This window comes from Pseudoalteromonas sp. APC 3691 (assembly GCF_030408135.1).
Classification (GTDB): domain Bacteria; phylum Pseudomonadota; class Gammaproteobacteria; order Enterobacterales; family Alteromonadaceae; genus Pseudoalteromonas.
Map to the genome: position 1 here is coordinate 37,461 of NZ_JASDCB010000026.1, position 17,818 is coordinate 55,278.

Annotated in this window: 14 protein-coding genes and 1 pseudogene; 11 read left to right on the forward strand and 4 right to left on the reverse strand. The window is 36.6% G+C overall.

From position 1 onward, the window contains the following. Positions 1–39: 39 nt before the first annotated feature. A complete protein-coding gene (locus QL998_RS10280; protein ID WP_004334811.1) occupies positions 40–459 on the reverse strand; it encodes a MarR family transcriptional regulator in 420 nt (139 codons plus the stop codon). 295 nt (positions 460–754) lie between these two features. Between QL998_RS10280 and QL998_RS10285 the strand changes: the two genes are divergently transcribed. From QL998_RS10285 to QL998_RS10295, 3 genes are all read left to right on the forward strand, one after another. Further along, positions 755–1,498 (forward strand): siderophore-interacting protein, encoded by a 744-nt coding sequence (locus tag QL998_RS10285; protein ID WP_024605140.1) that lies wholly within the window; start codon positions 755–757, stop codon positions 1,496–1,498. Between the two features lie 141 nt (positions 1,499–1,639). Next, positions 1,640–2,629 carry an LLM class flavin-dependent oxidoreductase gene (locus QL998_RS10290; protein ID WP_024605141.1) on the forward strand — a complete coding sequence of 330 codons (990 nt, stop codon included), beginning with the start codon at positions 1,640–1,642 and terminating at the stop codon, positions 2,627–2,629. Positions 2,630–2,912: 283 nt separating this feature from the next. Then, on the forward strand, positions 2,913–3,926 hold the full coding sequence (locus QL998_RS10295) for a patatin family protein (RefSeq protein WP_290192621.1): 1,014 nt from the start codon (positions 2,913–2,915) through the stop codon (positions 3,924–3,926). Between the two features lie 229 nt (positions 3,927–4,155). Here QL998_RS10295 and QL998_RS10300 read toward each other — a convergent pair whose 3' ends face one another. Then, complete coding sequence (locus QL998_RS10300; RefSeq protein ID WP_004334897.1) at positions 4,156–4,587, reverse strand: Lrp/AsnC family transcriptional regulator; 432 nt, start codon at positions 4,585–4,587, stop codon at positions 4,156–4,158. 171 nt (positions 4,588–4,758) lie between these two features. On the opposite strand from QL998_RS10300, the gene QL998_RS10305 reads away from it, so the two are divergent. The 4 genes from QL998_RS10305 (at position 4,759) to QL998_RS10320 (ending at position 9,434) form a co-directional block, all read left to right on the forward strand. Then, complete coding sequence (locus tag QL998_RS10305; protein ID WP_290192622.1) at positions 4,759–5,832, forward strand: ornithine cyclodeaminase; 1,074 nt, start codon at positions 4,759–4,761, stop codon at positions 5,830–5,832. Continuing rightward, the gene (gene ctlX / locus QL998_RS10310; RefSeq protein WP_290192623.1) at positions 5,829–6,740 is read left to right on the forward strand and encodes a citrulline utilization hydrolase CtlX; all 912 of its coding nucleotides are present in this window, start codon (positions 5,829–5,831) and stop codon (positions 6,738–6,740) included. Before QL998_RS10305 ends, ctlX begins: the two co-directional genes overlap by 4 nt. A gap of 126 nt (positions 6,741–6,866) precedes the next feature. Next, positions 6,867–8,273, forward strand: a complete 1,407-nt coding sequence (locus QL998_RS10315) for an alanine/glycine:cation symporter family protein (protein ID WP_290192624.1) — start codon at positions 6,867–6,869, stop codon at positions 8,271–8,273. 129 nt (positions 8,274–8,402) lie between these two features. After that, a complete protein-coding gene (locus tag QL998_RS10320; protein ID WP_290192625.1) occupies positions 8,403–9,434 on the forward strand; it encodes a patatin-like phospholipase family protein in 1,032 nt (343 codons plus the stop codon). A gap of 127 nt (positions 9,435–9,561) precedes the next feature. Here the strand turns inward: QL998_RS10320 and QL998_RS10325 are convergent, their stop codons facing one another. Both QL998_RS10325 and QL998_RS10330 read right to left on the reverse strand, forming a co-directional pair. Beyond that, on the reverse strand, positions 9,562–11,178 hold the full coding sequence (locus tag QL998_RS10325) for a glycerol-3-phosphate dehydrogenase/oxidase (RefSeq protein ID WP_024597705.1): 1,617 nt from the start codon (positions 11,176–11,178) through the stop codon (positions 9,562–9,564). A 1,316-nt stretch (positions 11,179–12,494) separates the two neighbouring features. Continuing rightward, complete coding sequence (locus tag QL998_RS10330) at positions 12,495–13,256, reverse strand: DeoR/GlpR family transcriptional regulator (protein ID WP_002963130.1); 762 nt, start codon at positions 13,254–13,256, stop codon at positions 12,495–12,497. Between the two features lie 168 nt (positions 13,257–13,424). On the opposite strand from QL998_RS10330, the gene glpK reads away from it, so the two are divergent. From glpK to QL998_RS10350, 4 genes and pseudogenes are all read left to right on the forward strand, one after another. After that, on the forward strand, positions 13,425–14,906 hold the full coding sequence (glpK, locus tag QL998_RS10335; protein WP_024597707.1) for a glycerol kinase GlpK: 1,482 nt from the start codon (positions 13,425–13,427) through the stop codon (positions 14,904–14,906). 229 nt (positions 14,907–15,135) lie between these two features. Next, positions 15,136–15,867: an MIP/aquaporin family protein gene (locus QL998_RS10340; protein WP_002963131.1), complete on the forward strand. Its 732-nt coding sequence runs from the start codon at positions 15,136–15,138 to the stop codon at positions 15,865–15,867. A gap of 187 nt (positions 15,868–16,054) precedes the next feature. Next, positions 16,055–16,405, forward strand: a pseudogene (locus QL998_RS10345) (patatin-like phospholipase family protein); the annotation flags it as partial. Between the two features lie 161 nt (positions 16,406–16,566). Then, entirely contained in the window at positions 16,567–16,953 is a 387-nt protein-coding gene (locus QL998_RS10350) for a hypothetical protein (RefSeq protein WP_024605344.1), read from the forward strand. Positions 16,954–17,818 lie beyond the last annotated feature (865 nt).

Below are 17,818 nucleotides of genomic sequence, written 5' to 3' on the forward strand. Positions count from 1 at the left end.
TGCGTTTTGTGTAAGTTATGCCAAGAAATGTATAACCGATCAATCCATATTTTTGATCATTTGCTGTGCGATATCTAAAAAGTCTTTGATTTGCTGAGGGTTTAAGTTTTTACACATTTGATTATTTATTTTCTGCTCTGAGGCTAATAACTTATCAAAAAGAACTTTACCTTGCTCTGTGAGCGACAAAATAAAGCAGCGCTTATCGTGCTCACTTGCCTGTTTATTTATTAAATTTAAGCCAATAAGATCTTTAATTAAACGTGCTATTTGCGCTTTGTCGCGCTGCGTTTTAGTAACAATATCGTTAGCCGTACAGTTATTTACGTTCGCAATAATATGTATGCAGCGTACGTGCATAGCATTAATACCAAGTTCGCCTGCGTTAATTGCTTCACGAATTGTGACGCGGTAATTTTGCATCAATTCAAACAGCGTATTTGATAAAGGTGTATTCATAAAACTCTCAATGTAGTTGACAAAGTCAATCAATTTGTTATAGTTGATTTTATCAACCAATGGGGCGTTGTGCAATGTCTGCTTTTATAGCAGCTAATTATTATACCAATCTGCTTATATATGGGGTCTATTTAACGTTAAGAAAATTACGCTAGAACTAGGCTAAAATTTTTGTATCTAGTTGTTCTAAATAAAAAATTTTTAACAACGTTATAGTGCAATTTAATTCGTTAAATTGATCAAAGATTTATGCAAGTTGGTATTAAAGTCCAAGTTTTGTAAAACGAGGTAATGCATGGGTAAACAAATTCGCAAAGCTAACATATTAAGTACGCAGCAAATCACACCACACCTACAACGCATTGTTGTAGGCTCTGATGATTTTAACGACTTAACCTCACAGCACATTGGTAACTATGTAAAAGTACTGATCCCAAAAAATGGTGAAGTAGATTTTAACTTAAAAACAGCGTGTATGCGATCTTACACAATAAGGCATGTAGATGCACAAACAGGCGCGTTAACACTTGATTTTGTTATAAATATGCACCAAGGTCCGGCAACTGACTGGGCTAAAATTGCAAAAGTAGGTGATGAGGTAGGTATTGCAGGCCCAGGCCCTAAAAAGCTAGATAATTATGGGCATTCGCATTATGTGTTGCTAGGGGATTTAACATCGGTAAATGCAATAAAGGGGTATATACAGCAATTACCTTTATTTTCAAAAATTGATGCCTTTGTACATGTACCCACCGAAAAAGACATTATAGATTTAGAAACAAGCCGCGATGTTAATTGGCTTGTTACCGACAATGCTGACGAAGCGCTACTTAGCGCGCTTCAAAATTTGCACATTACAGCAGAGCCTCCCATTGTATTTATGGCATTGGAAGCTGGGCTTGTTCGTAAAGCAAAGACATTGTTAACAGAGCAATTTAATATACCACGCGGTAGTATTGTTTCCTCAGGGTATTGGAAAAAAGGCGTGGATTCAGAAGGCTATAAAGAGCTGCGCCAACGTGATGCACAGCTTGCTTGAATACCTTAGAGCAAAATAACATATACCTATTTTGCTTTAATACCACTGCGTAACTTGAATTGACCTAATAGCAGACCCATTTAAGTGTTTTATGCTAATGATGTAATACATTGTTAGCATGCATTTTTAGGAGCTACTATTTTGTTGAATTCCATTCCTTTTTCGTTATTAGAACTTGCCCCCATGATTAAAGGGGACAGCGTTACTAACACTCTTCATAAAAGTACTAAATACGCCCAACGTGCAGATGATCTTGGCTTTAACCGTTTTTGGCTTGCTGAGCATCATAATATGCCAGGTATAATTTGTGCGGCCACTTCAATTTTGGTTGGTCACATTGCAGGTAATACCAAAAAGATACGCGTTGGGTCAGGCGGTATTATGCTGCCAAACCACTCCCCATTAGTTGTTGCTGAACAATTTGGTACATTAGAGAGCTTATATCCTGGGCGAATAGATTTAGGACTAGGGCGTGCCCCAGGTAGCGACCCCGTAACGAGTCGTGCACTAAATAACGATATGAGCCGTGCAGAAAACTTCCCAGGTGAAGTAACTGAGCTGCAAACATTGTTAGGTCCTTACAATGGTACGCATCCTATACGTGCTATACCGGGGGAGGACACAAACGTTCCGATTTGGTTATTAGGCTCGAGTTTATTTAGCGCGCAACTAGCGGCGCAAAAAGGGTTACCGTACGTATTTGCAGGGCATTTTGCACCGCGCTTTGTACACGATGCAATAGCGTTGTATAAGCGCGAATTTAAAGCATCAAGCGTACTTGATAAGCCATACGTAATGCTTGCACTGCCTTTAGTGGCTGCAGATACCGACGATGAAGCGCAATACTTGTCGACTACTTCTAAGCAACGTGTACTCGAACTTATACGCGGTAATGAGCTGTGGCTAAAACCACCTGTTGAAAGCATGGACGGGTTATGGAGCGAACAAGAGCGCGCCCATGTAGAGAACTTTTTAAGCCTAAGCGTAGTAGGCGGACATGTAAGTATTAAACACAAGTTAGAGATTATAGCTAAACAGCTAGAAGTTGATGAGTTTATATTTACCAATGATGTATTCGATAGTGAAAAACGCCACCGTGCACTCGAAATTTTAATGGAAATAAAACACTAAAATATAGTTAGTTAAGCAAGCGTACACTCTGGGCTTGTTAATATACAGACATCATCAAAAGTTAAACTTTTTTAACTCATTTTATTAACTTTAAGTGATGTCTGTATTTGTTATTTAAATATTAAAAGTAAATTTGATTGCTATTTTTAGTACATATTTTGCTTTATATACCGTTCTGTTTTTTCAATTGAACTGATTTAAACAATCAATTTTAAGATATCACTTTTGTTTTTTATAATGTAGCTATTAAACCAGACATCATAAAATTAAAGGCAGGTACACCGTGAACTCTCTAAACACCGCAACAGCTAATTCAGTTAACAAAACAGCGCAGCCAAAAGTTGCTCTGATTGCTGAAGGTGGCGGGCAGCGAGGGATATTCACAGCTGGCGTACTTGATGCGTGGTTAGAGCAAAGCTATGACCCTTTTGATTTATTCATTGGTACTTCAGCGGGTTCACAAAACTTAACTAGCTACTTAGCGCGTCAAAAAGGCTACGCTAAACGCCTGATTAGAGGACTTTCGCGTAATAAGCGTTTTTTTCAGCTTGGTCGCGGATTAGTGGGTAAGCATATAGTTGATCTAGATTGGTACTTTGACAAAACCACTGAAGTAAACAGAGCTATAGATTTCAAAACAGCGAAAACTAGTTTAGGTGAGCGTGAACTACTTATAACAGCCACAAATGCACGAGACAGAAAAGCTTATTACTTATCGCCTACAGGTGATAGCAGTCAATGGCGTGATTTGTTAAAGGCTTCTAGCGCACTTCCGTTTTTATACAAACAAGGTGTAAAGTTAACACCTTGGTTAAACGCAAAAGCAGCGAATGAAGCTCACTTGGTCGAAGAGAAAACACAAGCTGATTTTTATCTCGATGGCGGCTTAGCAGCACCATTGCCTGTACGTGAAGCTTACAACCGAGGTGCACGTAAAATTGTGGTAATAAGAACGGTTGACGCTAACTTTCAAGCGCAATCTGCATGGGTACAAAAGCTAAGAACATTTGCTATAGCATCGGGTTATTGTCCAAAAACATTAGACTACTTAATACAGCACGAGAAGGCTTATTTAGATGAGCTTGAGTTTATTGCAAATCCACCAGATGATGTAGAAATAATCCAAATTTTTGCAGACGAAAAACTGCATAGCAAATTATTAGGTAGTTCAAATAAAGATTTACGTTTTGATCATAAATTAGGCTTAGCTGCAGGTCGATCTTATTTAGCGCAGCAAAGCCAATTCGAGATCAGCAACACGCATAACTATACGCAAAGCGAATATAGTTACAATTAAACCAAATTCTTGTACCTAGATTGCAAATAGTACTGCAACTTAAAATTGCAGTACTATTCTTCATTTAAATGACACCCACCTAAATTTGTATGTTTATTAACCCCTAGATTCTGGCGCTTCAATTCTTTAAAACTATAAATGGGTGTCATTCTAAATTTTTAAATTAGCTAAAATTATTGTGAACACTTAAATAATATAAATGGGTGTCATTTTAAACCTAAAAATAAACCTAAGTTGATGAGAGTAATATGCTCGTTTCACTATTTAAAATACCGTCTATTTCTCTTACTTGCCTAAGTACTCCATCAAACTCACTTAAATTCGCGGCCTGTATCTCTGCTACCAAATCCCAAGCACCATTGGTAGTGTGCAATTTTGTAAGTTCGGGTATACCACGCATAGTTTTAATAACTTGAGAAGTTGATTTACCAATCACTTCCACCATCATAATTGCACGAACGGCTTCGGTTTCTATGTGTTCATGCACCCTTATGGTAAAGCCTAAAATAGCGCCTGAGCTCACTAATCGATCTAATCTATTTTGCACTGTCCCGCGTGACACATTTAAAGAACTTGCTAAAGCAGAGATAGAGGCGCGACCGTCTTTTCGTAATTCAGCAATTAAAGCGTTATCAAGGGAATCGTAAATATAGGGAGTCATAAATCAAACCTTTTAGAGCATGGCCTACTAAAATACACAATTTGTATATACCTGCATAGCAAAGTGATAAAAATTAATAAAATTTGTATAACTAGTTGCCATATTAAATAGCATGCGGCCTCGCTAAACTTGTTTTAAATTAACTAATACATTTATTTAAGAGGTTTCAACATGAGTCATTTTATAGCACAGCCAAAACAAGGCGTTCCGTTTGTTAGCGTTCAGGCAATGGCTAAGCTTATAAATAGCTTAGGTATCGAAAACGTTTTGTTAGAGCTAACACATAAATTAGAAACCGACTTTGCCCGTTGGAAAGAGTTTGATAAATCACCTCGCTATGCAGCACACTCACCAGAGGGTGTAATAGAGCTAATGCCTGTGAGTGATGGCCAGATGTTCAGCTGTAAATATGTAAACGGTCACCCAAAAAACACCTTTCGAAAACTTCAAACAGTCGCTGCATTTGGTATTTTAGCCGATGTAGATAGTGGTTATCCGGTAATGATCAGCGAAATGTGCCTACTAACAGCGCTACGTACAGCGGCTACATCGGCGCTGGTGGCTAAGTATTTAGCACCAAAAAACTCAACAACACTTACATTAATTGGTAATGGGGCACAGTCTGAGTTTCAGGCACTGGCATTTAAAGCTGTATTGGGCATAACACATATTCGTTTATACGATATAGATGCAAACGCGTCTAAAAAAGCATTTACTAATTTAAGTGCTTACGGGTTAAACGTAACTATTTGTAATAGCGCACAGGAAGCTGTGCAAGGTGCGCACGTTATTACAACCTGCACTGCCGATAAAACCAATGCTACAATTTTAACAAACGACATGATCCCACAAGGTGTGCACATTAATGCAATAGGTGGCGATTGCCCAGGTAAAACAGAGTTAGATGCTAAATTACTCGAGCGCGCTAATGTATTTGTAGAGTACGAGCCACAAACTCGAATAGAGGGCGAAATACAACAAATGAGTGAAAGCTTTGTTGTAACTGAGTTTCATAAAGTCGTTAATAAGCAATCGCTTGGCCGTACTAGCCAAGACGAATTAACTATTTTTGATGGTGTAGGCTTTGCGAGCGAAGACTTTACAGCGCTTGTATTTATACGCGATCAACTTATTAAAAGCGGTGAATTTACATTGCTCGATTTAATTACACAGCAAGCCGATCCGCGCAACTTGTTTTCGGTACTTAATACAGAGCAAACATCAGCACAAGAGCACGTAGCATGAGCCACGTAAATCAAGCTCCGAGTGCGGTTGTTATGGTACGTCCGCATCACTTTACGTCTAACCCACAAACAATGCTCGACAATGCATTTCAAAGTGAATGCTTAGCACCAAATCAAAGTGAACAAGCATATAGCGAAGTCACAAATGCAGTAAAATTATTAAAAAATGAAGGGGTAAAAGTTCACCTTTTTGAAGATGAGCAAACACAGACTCCCGACTCTGTGTTTCCAAATAATTGGTTTTCTACTCATCAAAGTGGGGAATTAATAATCTACCCAATGTTTGTAGAAAACAGAAGGTTAGAATATCGAAAAGATATTATTGATTTTTTAACGGATCACTATAAAGTGACGGTTGTGACTGATTATGCGCATTTAGCGAAAGAAAATTCATTCCTAGAAGGCACAGGCTCACTGGTTCTCGATCATCAATATAAACTGGCTTATGCAGCAAAATCTAAAAGAACAACTCAATCGGTTGTTAATACAGTTTGTAATTTGCTCGCATTAAAACCCGTTATATTTAATGCATATGATGAAAAAGGTACAGCGGTATATCACACTAATGTATTAATGTGCGTTGCAACTGAGTTTGTAATGGTTGGCTTAAACATGGTGCCAAGTGAGGAGCGTAAAGCGCTAGTTACTCATTTTTTACAAAGCCACCACGAAGTAATTGATTTATCACTCGATCAAATTAATCAATTTTGTGGTAACGCCATAGAGTTACAAGGTAACAATGGCCGTATTTTAGCGTTATCGCAAACAGCATTTAATGCGCTCACAACCGCACAAATAGCAGCCATACAAAAAACGGCTAAGCTTGTACCGTTACCGATTCCTACCATTGAGTCGGCTGGTGGATCAGTTAGATGCATGATTGCAGGAGTTCATTTGCAAAACAAATAATGTATAGTTTTAAGGCAGCAAAAAGTATGGCTGCCTTATTAGTACAAAATTTAAGTCGATGTCGTAAGCAAAAGCCGTTATATCCGCAACAGGATACTGATATAAAAATATAAGAAGGAATTAGCAATGTTCGATAACGTCGTCAAAAGCGTAAACAACCTTTTGTGGGGAGAAGGTCAGGTACTTATTTATATACTCTTGTTTACAGGGATATGGTTTTCAGTACGACTAAAAGGAATTCAAATACTTAAATTTAAACATATGTTTAGCCTTTTAAAAGGCAGCAGCAAATGTAAAAAAGACGACATTTCATCATTCCAAGCATTGTGTACAGGGCTTTGCGCACGAGTAGGCACTGGTAATTTAGCCGGTGTGGCTGTGGCAATTTCACTTGGCGGCAGCGGTGCAATATTTTGGATGTGGGTAATAGCCATATTGGGTATGGCTACAGGCTTTGCTGAAAGCGTACTTGGTCAAGTATATAAAGTGCGAGATAGTGGCGGCGAGTTTAGAGGCGGCCCTGCGTATTATATTCAACAAGGTTTGGGTAGCCGAGCATTCGCAATTGTGTTTGCCGCATGTTTATTTTTAGGTTACGGCTTTACGTTTAGCGCAATGCAAACTAACACAATTACCGACGCACTTAATTACGCGTTTGAAGTTCCTACATTTTACTCAGGTCTGGTTATTACCGTACTCGCAGGCTCAATTATACTCGGTGGCTTTAAAGCAATTGCCCAGTTTGCAGAGCGTGTTGTGCCAATAATGGGCATTGTGTTTGTACTTGCCGCCGTTATTATTACGATTATAAATTTCACGCAAGTACCCGCCATGCTTAAGGATATATTTTTATCGGCGTTTGGTTTACAAGAAGCAGGGGCAGGGGCGATGGGCGCTGCCATTAAAAACGGTATTCAACGTGGTTTATATTCTAATGAGGCCGGTGCAGGTAGTGTGCCGCATGCTTCAGCAAGTGCCAGTCCAATTCCTAATCACCCTGTTACGCAAGGTTACATACAAATGCTAGGCGTATTTTTCGATACAATAGTACTGTGTAGCTGTACCGCGGTGATCATTTTATTGGCCGATATAGACATTAGCGGCGAAATGGAAGGCATTCGTTTAACACAAAGCGCGATGACCGCTCACTTAGCACAAGGTGGTGTTTATTTTGTAGCAGCCGCTATAACCTTATTTGCTTTTACATCGGTGGTGGCAAACTACGCCTATGCAGAGAGCAACTTGCACTTATTTAAGCTCGACAACAAAGTAGGGCGCGGCATTTACACTTTGCTTTATTTATCAATGATGTTGTGGGGCGCGTCGGCCACATTAAAAGAAGTCTGGGATTTAGCCGATATTGCCTTAGGGTTAATGACAGTGGTTAACGTTATCGCTATTATACTGTTAACGCCGACTATTTTGTCTGTTACGAGCGATTACCACGCACAAAGAGACAAAGGTTTAGAGCCCGAATTTAAAGTAAAAGATGTAAAAGTACAGGGCAAATGCGAAGACGGCATTTGGGACTAACTCAAGCAAACTTAACTATAAAAAGCGGTTTTATGGCAACATAAAGCCGCTTTTAATTTTGCATAAGTATTCACTTTCAGTGTTGTAAAAATAACTGAAGAAACCAAAATTAAAGGCATAATTTTTTAAATGATCGAGATTCACGCAGGGAAAACAGCGGCTAAAATTATTAACGAACAGGGCTTTAAACCTGAACTTTTCACCTCTTTTTTAGGTGCAAGTGGCGGTCCTAAATGGTTTACATTATTTGGCTTAGATAAATATATTTTTGGTGAATTTTTTAAAAACCGTACCCAACCACTTAATTTAATTGGCTCATCTGCCGGCGCTTTTCGCTCTGCGTGTTTTGCACAAAACGATCCCGTTGCTGCCATTGAGCGCTTAGCAAAATCGTATTCGCAAACTAGGTACTCAAGTAATAAACCAGCACCAAGTGAAATCACAATAAAAGCGCGCGCATTACTTGAAGATGTTTTTAGCGATAACGGCGTCACCGAAATTATAAATAACCCAACATTTAAAGCGCATTTTATAGTGGCAAAATCGAATGGCTTTATTGCAAGCGAAAATAAATTGATACAACTACTGGGTTTATCAAAAAGTTATATGTTAAACCGCGTTAACCGAAAATTATTAGGCTCACAGTATGAGCGTTTTATATTTGGCCCAGCAACAAGTGACTTATCAATTACCGACAGCTACAATTTTAAAACGCAAAACATAGCGCTTACTCAAAATAATTTAAAAGATGCATTACTTGCATCGGGTTCAATACCACTTGTTATGCAAGGTATAAAAAATATTGCAGGCTCACCTGTTGGCATGTATCGCGATGGTGGAATTATTGATTACCACTTTGATTTAAAAATTAATAATCCAGGACTCATTTTGTATCCGCATTTCAATTCAGAGCCAAAAGCAGGGTGGTTTGATAAAAACCTAAAGCGTAAAGTATCGCCACTTAATTACGACAACGTGGTAATGCTAGCCCCATCCAAAAAATTTGTAGCAAGCTTACCGTATGGAAAAATTCCAGACAGAAATGATTTTACCGATCTTGATGCAGACACGCGTATTAAATATTGGAATATAGTTTTTAGTGAAACAGAAAGGCTAGCTGAAGCGTTTGATAAAAAGTTAAAAAATGTTATTAATTTTTAAAAATAAAATATAGTTTTATTAGTTGCTATAAGAAGTCAGTTAACATAATTAATTTTAATCGTGTTAACTGACTTCTTATATAACATTTAACCCAAGCTTTTAAAGTCGTAAGAATAGATGTAAATAGTTATTTAGATATCTCTTCAATGTACTCCTGAAGTTTATTTTCAGCATTATCCTTACCAAATAGAATTTGGCAGACTTCATGTAAACCAGGATCTGAAAGAATATCTTCTTTTCTTACAACCAGTGAAATTTTAGAACGTCGACGTAAAAAATCACTGAGTTTAGTTATCATTTCCCGCTCAGCAGCGTGTTCAATTTCCACACGTAAGTACTCCGAATTCTTAATAAGGAGTTCGCCTTTTTCAGGTGCTTCACGAATTTTTTCTAGCATGTTAATCGCATTTCTGCCGTAACGTCTCCAAAACCGCTTACTAAGTACCTCTGTAGATGTTTTAGGTGTTAAACCATCCAAATTCATTAATTTTGCACGATGCATGAACTCATTTTTAACGGTGTCGTCAGGTTCACCGTACCATTTGTAATCTTCATAAGGTAACTTAATACCTAATCCAGTGACTAAATCAGCCACTTCATCGCCTACATTAATACAATCTGTTAGTTTTCCGCCAAAGATAGAAAGATATTTTTGATCACTATTTGTATCTATAGCGTGCTTGCGCGATAACTGCACCCAGTCAGCCTTACCATTACCGTCTTTTTTAATTGCTAATGGTCTAACTCCACAGCGCTCGGCTATAATATCATTTTTTGTAATTGGCTTTTCTAACTCTAATAATTTGTTAGCATTATCAAGCACAAAGTTTCGATCCTCATCAGTCACTTGTGAGTGCGGACTATGAACTTGTGTATCGGTTGTACCAATACACGTTTTTGGGCCCATGGGGATCACAAAAAACAACCGACCATCATCTGCAAAAAACGTCAGTACTTTGTTACTGTTAGTTATCTTATCAACAATAAGGTGAATACCTTTTGAAAATACATGGTGATGTGCTGTGGTTTGACTATTTGTATTGTTAATAGGATCAACAAATGGGCCTGCTGCGTTAATAATAACTTTAGAGCGGATAGTAAACTTCTCTTTAGACATCTCGTCTACTGCATTTGTAGTCCAAATATCATTAGAGCGAGTAGAGCCCTGCGAACTTACATAGTTAGCGGCAATACACCCATGGCTCATACTAGAGCGAATAAAATTGAAAACAAAACGAGCATCGTTATCCAATAAAAAACTGTCTGAATATTCAAATCCAGCCTCTACATTTTTTGTGTTAATGACTGGCTCTGATGATTTTATTTTTTTTGCATTGAGGTATCTAGGAGATTTAGTAAAAAAACGGCCCATAAACCAATAGAGAATAGTACCTAAATAAACAAAGAATGCCGGAAATCTAAAGCCTTTTTGGATACTTGTAAAAAAGCGAATTTCTTTAACAGTAGAAGGATAGCTACGCATTAAATGGTTTCTACTTTTACAAAGTTTATTAACCAAATTATATTCATGACTTTCTAAATATTTTATGCCACCCCAAGCTAAATTTGATGAGTTTGAACTAGTGAAACCAGCAAAATCACCTTTGTCTATCAAGGCAACTCTAGCGCCCTTAGCGGCTAAAGCAGCAGCAGATACAGCACCGTTAATACCCCCTCCAATAATCAAAACATCATAAATATCTTGAGGAAGTTTTTTAATATTGTTGTCTCTAAGTTGACTCATTTGTTGAATTACCTATTTTAATATCAAGCTATTTAGACCAGCTCAATTAAATTTAAAGTATTAATGTCCTAAACGGTATTTATCGTGCTATCAAAATTTATACTAGGCATGCAGGTAAGTAAGTATACGAGTAATAATAAAAATACTTTCGATATTTTTATTATTTAACTCAAGATTTGTTACCTAACATTTAAGTACTTGACACAAGTAAGCCTTCAAACGAAATAAAAAATTAATTGATCTGATTAACAAGGATGACCAAGCTACTGCAGATAACTATTGTATTTTAAGACTCTGAATAGCTATAACAGTACGAAGTTATTATTTACTTCGATTTTCTTTTTATTAAAAATAACATTTAATAACGAACATTTGCAAACATTAAAGTACATAAATGAAAATTAGTCTAGCTATATCAAACCCACCGTAAAGCAATAAAAAACTTAGGAGTTTAATTTTTTCCGCTATAGTTTTTTGACACCCCATTGAATCAATAGTTACTACGGCGTTTTGATATCCGATAAATCAAGCTAGGCTGAGCCAGTTGGAGGTTTATTGTTAGCTATCGTTATTTTTCTTGATACAACAGCTATTGTCGGCTGAAAAGCGCTTGTTATATCGATTGTATGTCTCTTTGGCTTCTTATCATTAAAGCCACAAATAGTTTTACCATCTATGGCTATAACGCCAACGTTTGTTGCTATATGTGCAGCCTGTGTCCAACGTATAAAGTTTTGTTGTAATATCTATCCTATTAAAAGCATGATCATTTTATCTTCTTAAATAACTCTCTACGTTAAAAATTATTAATAGCTGGCAGCATAGGGGCAGGAGGGAGAGCAATACAGGAAAATGCAGAGAGTAATTGGAGATAACAACTCTATGTCATAATTTTGCTTTGTTATCGCGCTATTTCCTCAGCGCTATAATAGATCACTAATTTAATACAATAGGTATGACTTTTCAGATGATATAGGTGAATAGTACCATCTATAGTGTTGTGAACTGGAAGACTACTTTCAAATAAGACATATTTTTCAAGCAAATCAATCTCATTATGAGCAACGTATTCAATGCTTTTCATCCATCTTCGGTGCAGAACACACCTACAACGAGAGTGAATAAGATAGCATGAAGATTATATTCGACTCTAGATTGCAGTTGTTCGTCGGATATTATTGAAAAATGTTCATCAAAAATTAATTGTATGGGACTTCTGCTTATCAGAAGCCTATTCGATCATGCTGTAGCTAAAATGGAAAGCTCATGATTTCCCCATGATGAGGGAAAATCTATTTAACTGTTATGTTAAGCTTTTACTGAGCTATATGCAGTTCGACATCGTGCTCATTGAGTAAAGTAAGTATACTTTCGGGTGGCTGAGCATCGGTAATAAAGTTATCTGCCTGCGAGATATTACCTAATTTTACCATCGCATACCGACCGAATTTAGAGTGATCTGCAGCAAGTAAAACTTTACGTGAATTTTCAATGATTGCCTGGGCTACGCGCACCTCACGATAGTCAAAATCAAGTAACGCACCATTTTCTTCTATGCCACTAATACCTATAATGCCAAAATCCATACGAAATTGTTTAATAAAATCCTCTGTGGTCTCACCAATAATCCCGCCATCTCTGTGCCTAACTTCTCCACCTGCGATAAGTACAGAAAAATCTTTCTTAACACCTAATATAGCTGCAACATTAAGATTATTAGTTACAACTTTCAAATTTTCATGACCAAGAAGTGCTTTCGCGATTGTTTCTGTTGTAGTGCCTATGTTTATAAATAAGGAAGAGCCATTAGGTATCATACTAACTACATGCTGTGCTATTTTTTGTTTAGCTTCTAAGTCCATGATTTTTCTAGTTTGATATGCTGTATTCTGAATGCTTGAAATGGCACTAGCGCCGCCATGATGACGTCTCAATTTATTTAAATTAGCAAGATAAGCCAGATCTCGTCTTATTGTTTGTGGTGTAACTTCATAATGACTTACTAGTACTTCAATAGAAATTGAATCTCTTTCTTTTAATAATTTTAGTATGGATTCGTGTCTTTGGTCTTGAGTCATTTTTTTCGCATTTTAAATTTAGTTAATAGTAAATTATAGGTTAAGAGCTAACAAATGAAAATCACATATAAATAATTATATATTAAAGTTGTATTTTTGTTGTATGTAGCAATTAATCCATGTAATAGTACAAAAACGAAAATAACCGAAAGTAAAAGTGAAAAAATAATGAATAACTATATCCTTTCAATTGATCAAGGTACGACTAGTTCTAGAAGTGTGCTATTTGATTTAAATGGTAATATTGCATACCTAGAACAACAAGAATTTGACCAGCACTTTCCAAAAGATGGTTATGTAGAACATAAACCAGAAGATATTTGGGCTTCTGTGCAGCAAACAATGACAGCTGTAATGAAACACCTAGACCCTCAACACGATAAGGTTATTGCCATTGGTATTACTAACCAACGTGAAACGACAATAGTATGGGATAAAATTACTGGTGAACCCGTTTATAATGCGATTGTATGGCAAGATAGACGTACGTCAGAGTTATGTAATGATTTAAGGGCCGCAGAAAAAGAAGAGTTAATTAGAAAAAAAACCGGCCTTTTAATAGACCCATATTTTTCTGCAACTAAAATAAATTGGATTTTAGAAAATTGTCCCGATGCTAGAGAAAAAGCAGAAAAAGGCGATTTAATCTTCGGTACTGTCGACACTTATTTATTGTGGAAATTGACAGGTGGAAAAGAGCACCGCACAGACGCAACGAATGCTTCGCGAACTATGCTCTTTAATATTCATACCCAAGAATGGGACGCGGAATTACTTGAACTTCTGAATGTGCCAATAGAGATGTTACCAGAAGTAATGGATTCATCAGATGATTTTGGCGTAACAGATGAACGCTATTTAGGTTACGAAGTACCTATTCTTGCAATGGCAGGAGACCAACAGGCAGCGTTATTTGGGCAAACTTGTTTTCAACCAGGAATGGCTAAAAGTACCTATGGTACAGGATGCTTTATGATGGTTAACACTGGCGATAAAGTACTTGAATCTGAAAATAGACTTCTCAGTACAGTAGCTTATAGATTAAATGGGAAACCAACTTATGCGCTAGAGGGGAGTATTTTTATTGCAGGTGCTGCAATTCAATGGCTTAGAGACGGTCTACAATTAATCCAAAAAGCTGAAGAAACAGAGTCACTTGCATGCAATACCTCGCTAGATCACGGTATATATATGGTACCCGCTTTTACAGGATTAGGTGCTCCTTATTGGGATTCTAATGCGCGAGGTGCAATTTTTGGCTTAACCCGAGATACGGGTATAAAAGAGATCGTAACAGCTGGATTACAGTCAGTTTGTTTTCAAACTAAAGACCTTCAAAAGTCAATGGAAGCTGATGGCGTAAGACCACAGGTACTAAGAGTTGATGGCGGTATGGTAATAAATGGCTGGCTTATGCAATTTTTGTCTGATGTTTTAGGAGCCGAAGTTGACCGTTCGACCATAAGTGAAACTACTGCTTTGGGTGTAGCTTACTTAGCAGGTCTAAAAGCGGGTGTATTCCCATCACTTGAATCATTAGCGACTAACTGGAATTGCGATAAACGATTTGTTCCTAACATGACTAAATCAAAACGTGATGAATTATATGCCGGATGGTGTAATGCGGTAAAAAAAGTACAAAGCGAATAATAAGCCGCTTAACTATAAAACCATAGCAACATATCTATTAAGGTTTATTAGTGGAGACTATTTTTATGATATCACTACATACTCCAAGCGTAAAAATAAATAAGTTGATACTTATTTTATGGTAATTTTCAGCTGTAAAAAAGTTTCAAAATATTCATGGCTTATACTTATGCAATAGATATCATTATTGAGGGTGGTTTTATGTTTATAATTAATAAGGAATATTAAAATGTCACCTTTCTTAGCAGAAATACTAGGAACTGCACTGCTTATTTTAATTGGGGGCGGAGTTGTAGCCAATGACATACTAAAGAAAACACTAGGCCATGGCGGCGGTTGGATGACGATTACCACTGCTTGGGGACTTGGTGTTTTTATCGGTGTGGTTGTTGCCGGTCCCTATAGTGGAGCACACCTTAACCCTGCAGTAACAATAGGCTTAGCCGTAGCTGGATCATTTCCATGGTCCGAAGTTCCAAGTTATATTTTAGCGGAATTTATTGGCGCGATGGTTGGCGCTTCGTTAGTTTATGCAGTTTATAAAGATCATTTCGATGCCACTGACGATCCCACCTTAAAACGAGCTGTTTTCTGTACATCTCCAGCTATACCAAATACGTTTAGAAATATACTTAGTGAAATAATAGGGACCTTCGTTTTATTAATTTGTGTTTTTTACTTCTCTTCAGCTGAAATTGACGATGGCTCTGGCGTAAAAATAGGCTTAGGTTCAATAGGCGCTATACCTGTTGCTTTTGTTGTTTGGGGTATTGGACTTTCTCTGGGCGGGACTACTGGATATGCAATAAATCCAGCTCGAGATTTAGGCCCGCGAATTGTACATTCTTTATTACCAATAAAAGGTAAAACTGATAGTAACTGGAGTTACTCATGGATCCCGGTAGTTGGTCCAATAATAGGGAGTGTTTTAGCAGCTTTATTATATATATTAGTTAAATAATTGAAATATAGTTACTTAATTTTACTAAAAAAATGATTATACACAGACTACTTTTCTGAACACACAAAAGAAAAATATAATTTATATAAGCAATATAGTTAAATAAAAAAGGGCGTGTAGCCCTTTTTTATTTAAAGTTAAGGCTATTACCAATACAAAAATATAAATAAAAAAGTATAAAAAATTTATATATCGCGACGGCGGAATTATCGATTACCACTTTGACTTAAAAATTAATAACCCAGGACTTATTTTATATCCGCATTTTAATAGTGAGCCAAAAGCAGGGTGGTTCGATAAAAATTTAAAACGTAAAGTATCACCACTTAATTACGATAATGTGGTAATGATCACTCCATCAAAAGAATTTATAGTAAGCTTACCTTACGGAAAAATCCCAGACAGAAACGACTTTACCGATCTTGATGCAGATACACGCATTAAATATTGGAATACCGTTTTTAGTGAGACTGAAAAGTTGGCTGAGGCGTTTGATGAAAAATTAAATAATGAAAGTTTCGATTCAAAGCCATATTAGTAATTTATTATGCCTCTAACTATTGTAAAGTTAATATAATAGTTAGAGGCATAATAAATCTATAAATAGATATATTTATAGATAAAAAGGTAATCATATAATAAAGTTACGGTAATATTAAAAGTGAAAACAATTCATGGACTTGAAACATAGGAGATGAGTTGTTCTCTGGAGCTCTTCTAAGCAAATTTAAAATTACTCTTTGTTCAATGAACATGGTTGTAAGCTCAAATAAAAAGCCCAATATTAAACAGCTAAATCCTAATGAAAGTACAGAGATCTATTTTTACGTAGTTACAATGGCTATCTCTGGTCCAATATGGATAGAAGCTGAGTTTGAAGCAAAGGATAAAGAAGTAACCATTTATACATATCAATATGATGTAAATCATAAAAATGATGAGAAATATGACGTTCCTAATAAGTGGGCAATGAATGATTTTGTCCAAGGAAGACTTGAATTATTACAAACAAATACTAATATACAGATTTTAATTTTAACAATAATCACTGTTCTTGAAGCTATTTTGGGCTTGAGAATATTATAAAAAAAACATTTAGTATTCTAGGTTGTATTTTTAAAGGCATATCAGATTTTTTCTTATATCTATCATGATGTAGGGCTTCACCTACAAAGGCTTAACTTTCTGTCCTTTCAGATATTTCACCAATAATAAGAAGTAATTGATCCTGTAAATCAAGTAAATATAAATCTTGGGTTTTATGGTTTTTACTTAAGAGTTTTTTACATAGATTGGATTTTCTAGCAGACCATTTCTAGCGTTGTACTAACTGAACATGAACATCAGAGGGTTTTACCTTTACCCAAAGGTAGCTATTGCCCATAAATTTCAGCCGCGTTATGTTGAGAAAATGCCCCGCTAAACTTTCTCCAGTAGCGGGGCATTTGTGGTTTTTCGTGTGGAAAATTGCGCTAGCCCACACGAACTAGAACAAAAGCCCTTTTAAGCGTAGCGGTTCTAGCCCGTAACATAATGGGATTTATGGGGTGTATTAATAACCATATACTTTGAAAGGTTACGTAATAATTTAATGCAATTATTACGTACCATTGGAGACTTGACCGTAGGAACCTATGAAACTTTGTTTCATGAAAGGCCGCACACAAACTTAATTTAACAGCTAGAAGTTAAACGGCCGCAACCATAAACCAACTACATTTAGAAAAATATACCAGCGCAACGCGCCCACTGATAAACCCCTCCGAAAATTGAAATAAAAAATAATGTTTCCGCATGGGTATAGGTTGAGAGTCCACATACTTTAATAGTGGACTCTAGTCCCATTTTGAGACTTTTTGCACTAACCCTTACGTTTATTTTTTAGATCCTTAACTGCTTCACTCAGGTAATTATCAATTAAATATTGCACAATTGTTGACGTTTTTATCGT

Excerpts from the sequence above, each read along its gene's own strand:
- QL998_RS10280 (WP_004334811.1), bottom strand. The coding sequence starts at position 459 with ATGAATACACCTTTATCAAATACGCTGTTTGAATTGATGCAAAATTAC.
- QL998_RS10285 (WP_024605140.1), top strand. The coding sequence starts at position 755 with ATGGGTAAACAAATTCGCAAAGCTAACATATTAAGTACGCAGCAAATC.
- QL998_RS10300 (WP_004334897.1), bottom strand. The coding sequence starts at position 4,587 with ATGACTCCCTATATTTACGATTCCCTTGATAACGCTTTAATTGCTGAA.
- QL998_RS10305 (WP_290192622.1), top strand. The coding sequence starts at position 4,759 with ATGAGTCATTTTATAGCACAGCCAAAACAAGGCGTTCCGTTTGTTAGC.
- ctlX (WP_290192623.1), top strand. The coding sequence starts at position 5,829 with ATGAGCCACGTAAATCAAGCTCCGAGTGCGGTTGTTATGGTACGTCCG.
- QL998_RS10315 (WP_290192624.1), top strand. The coding sequence starts at position 6,867 with ATGTTCGATAACGTCGTCAAAAGCGTAAACAACCTTTTGTGGGGAGAA.
- QL998_RS10320 (WP_290192625.1), top strand. The coding sequence starts at position 8,403 with ATGATCGAGATTCACGCAGGGAAAACAGCGGCTAAAATTATTAACGAA.
- QL998_RS10325 (WP_024597705.1), bottom strand. The coding sequence starts at position 11,178 with ATGAGTCAACTTAGAGACAACAATATTAAAAAACTTCCTCAAGATATT.
- QL998_RS10330 (WP_002963130.1), bottom strand. The coding sequence starts at position 13,256 with ATGACTCAAGACCAAAGACACGAATCCATACTAAAATTATTAAAAGAA.
- glpK (WP_024597707.1), top strand. The coding sequence starts at position 13,425 with ATGAATAACTATATCCTTTCAATTGATCAAGGTACGACTAGTTCTAGA.
- QL998_RS10340 (WP_002963131.1), top strand. The coding sequence starts at position 15,136 with ATGTCACCTTTCTTAGCAGAAATACTAGGAACTGCACTGCTTATTTTA.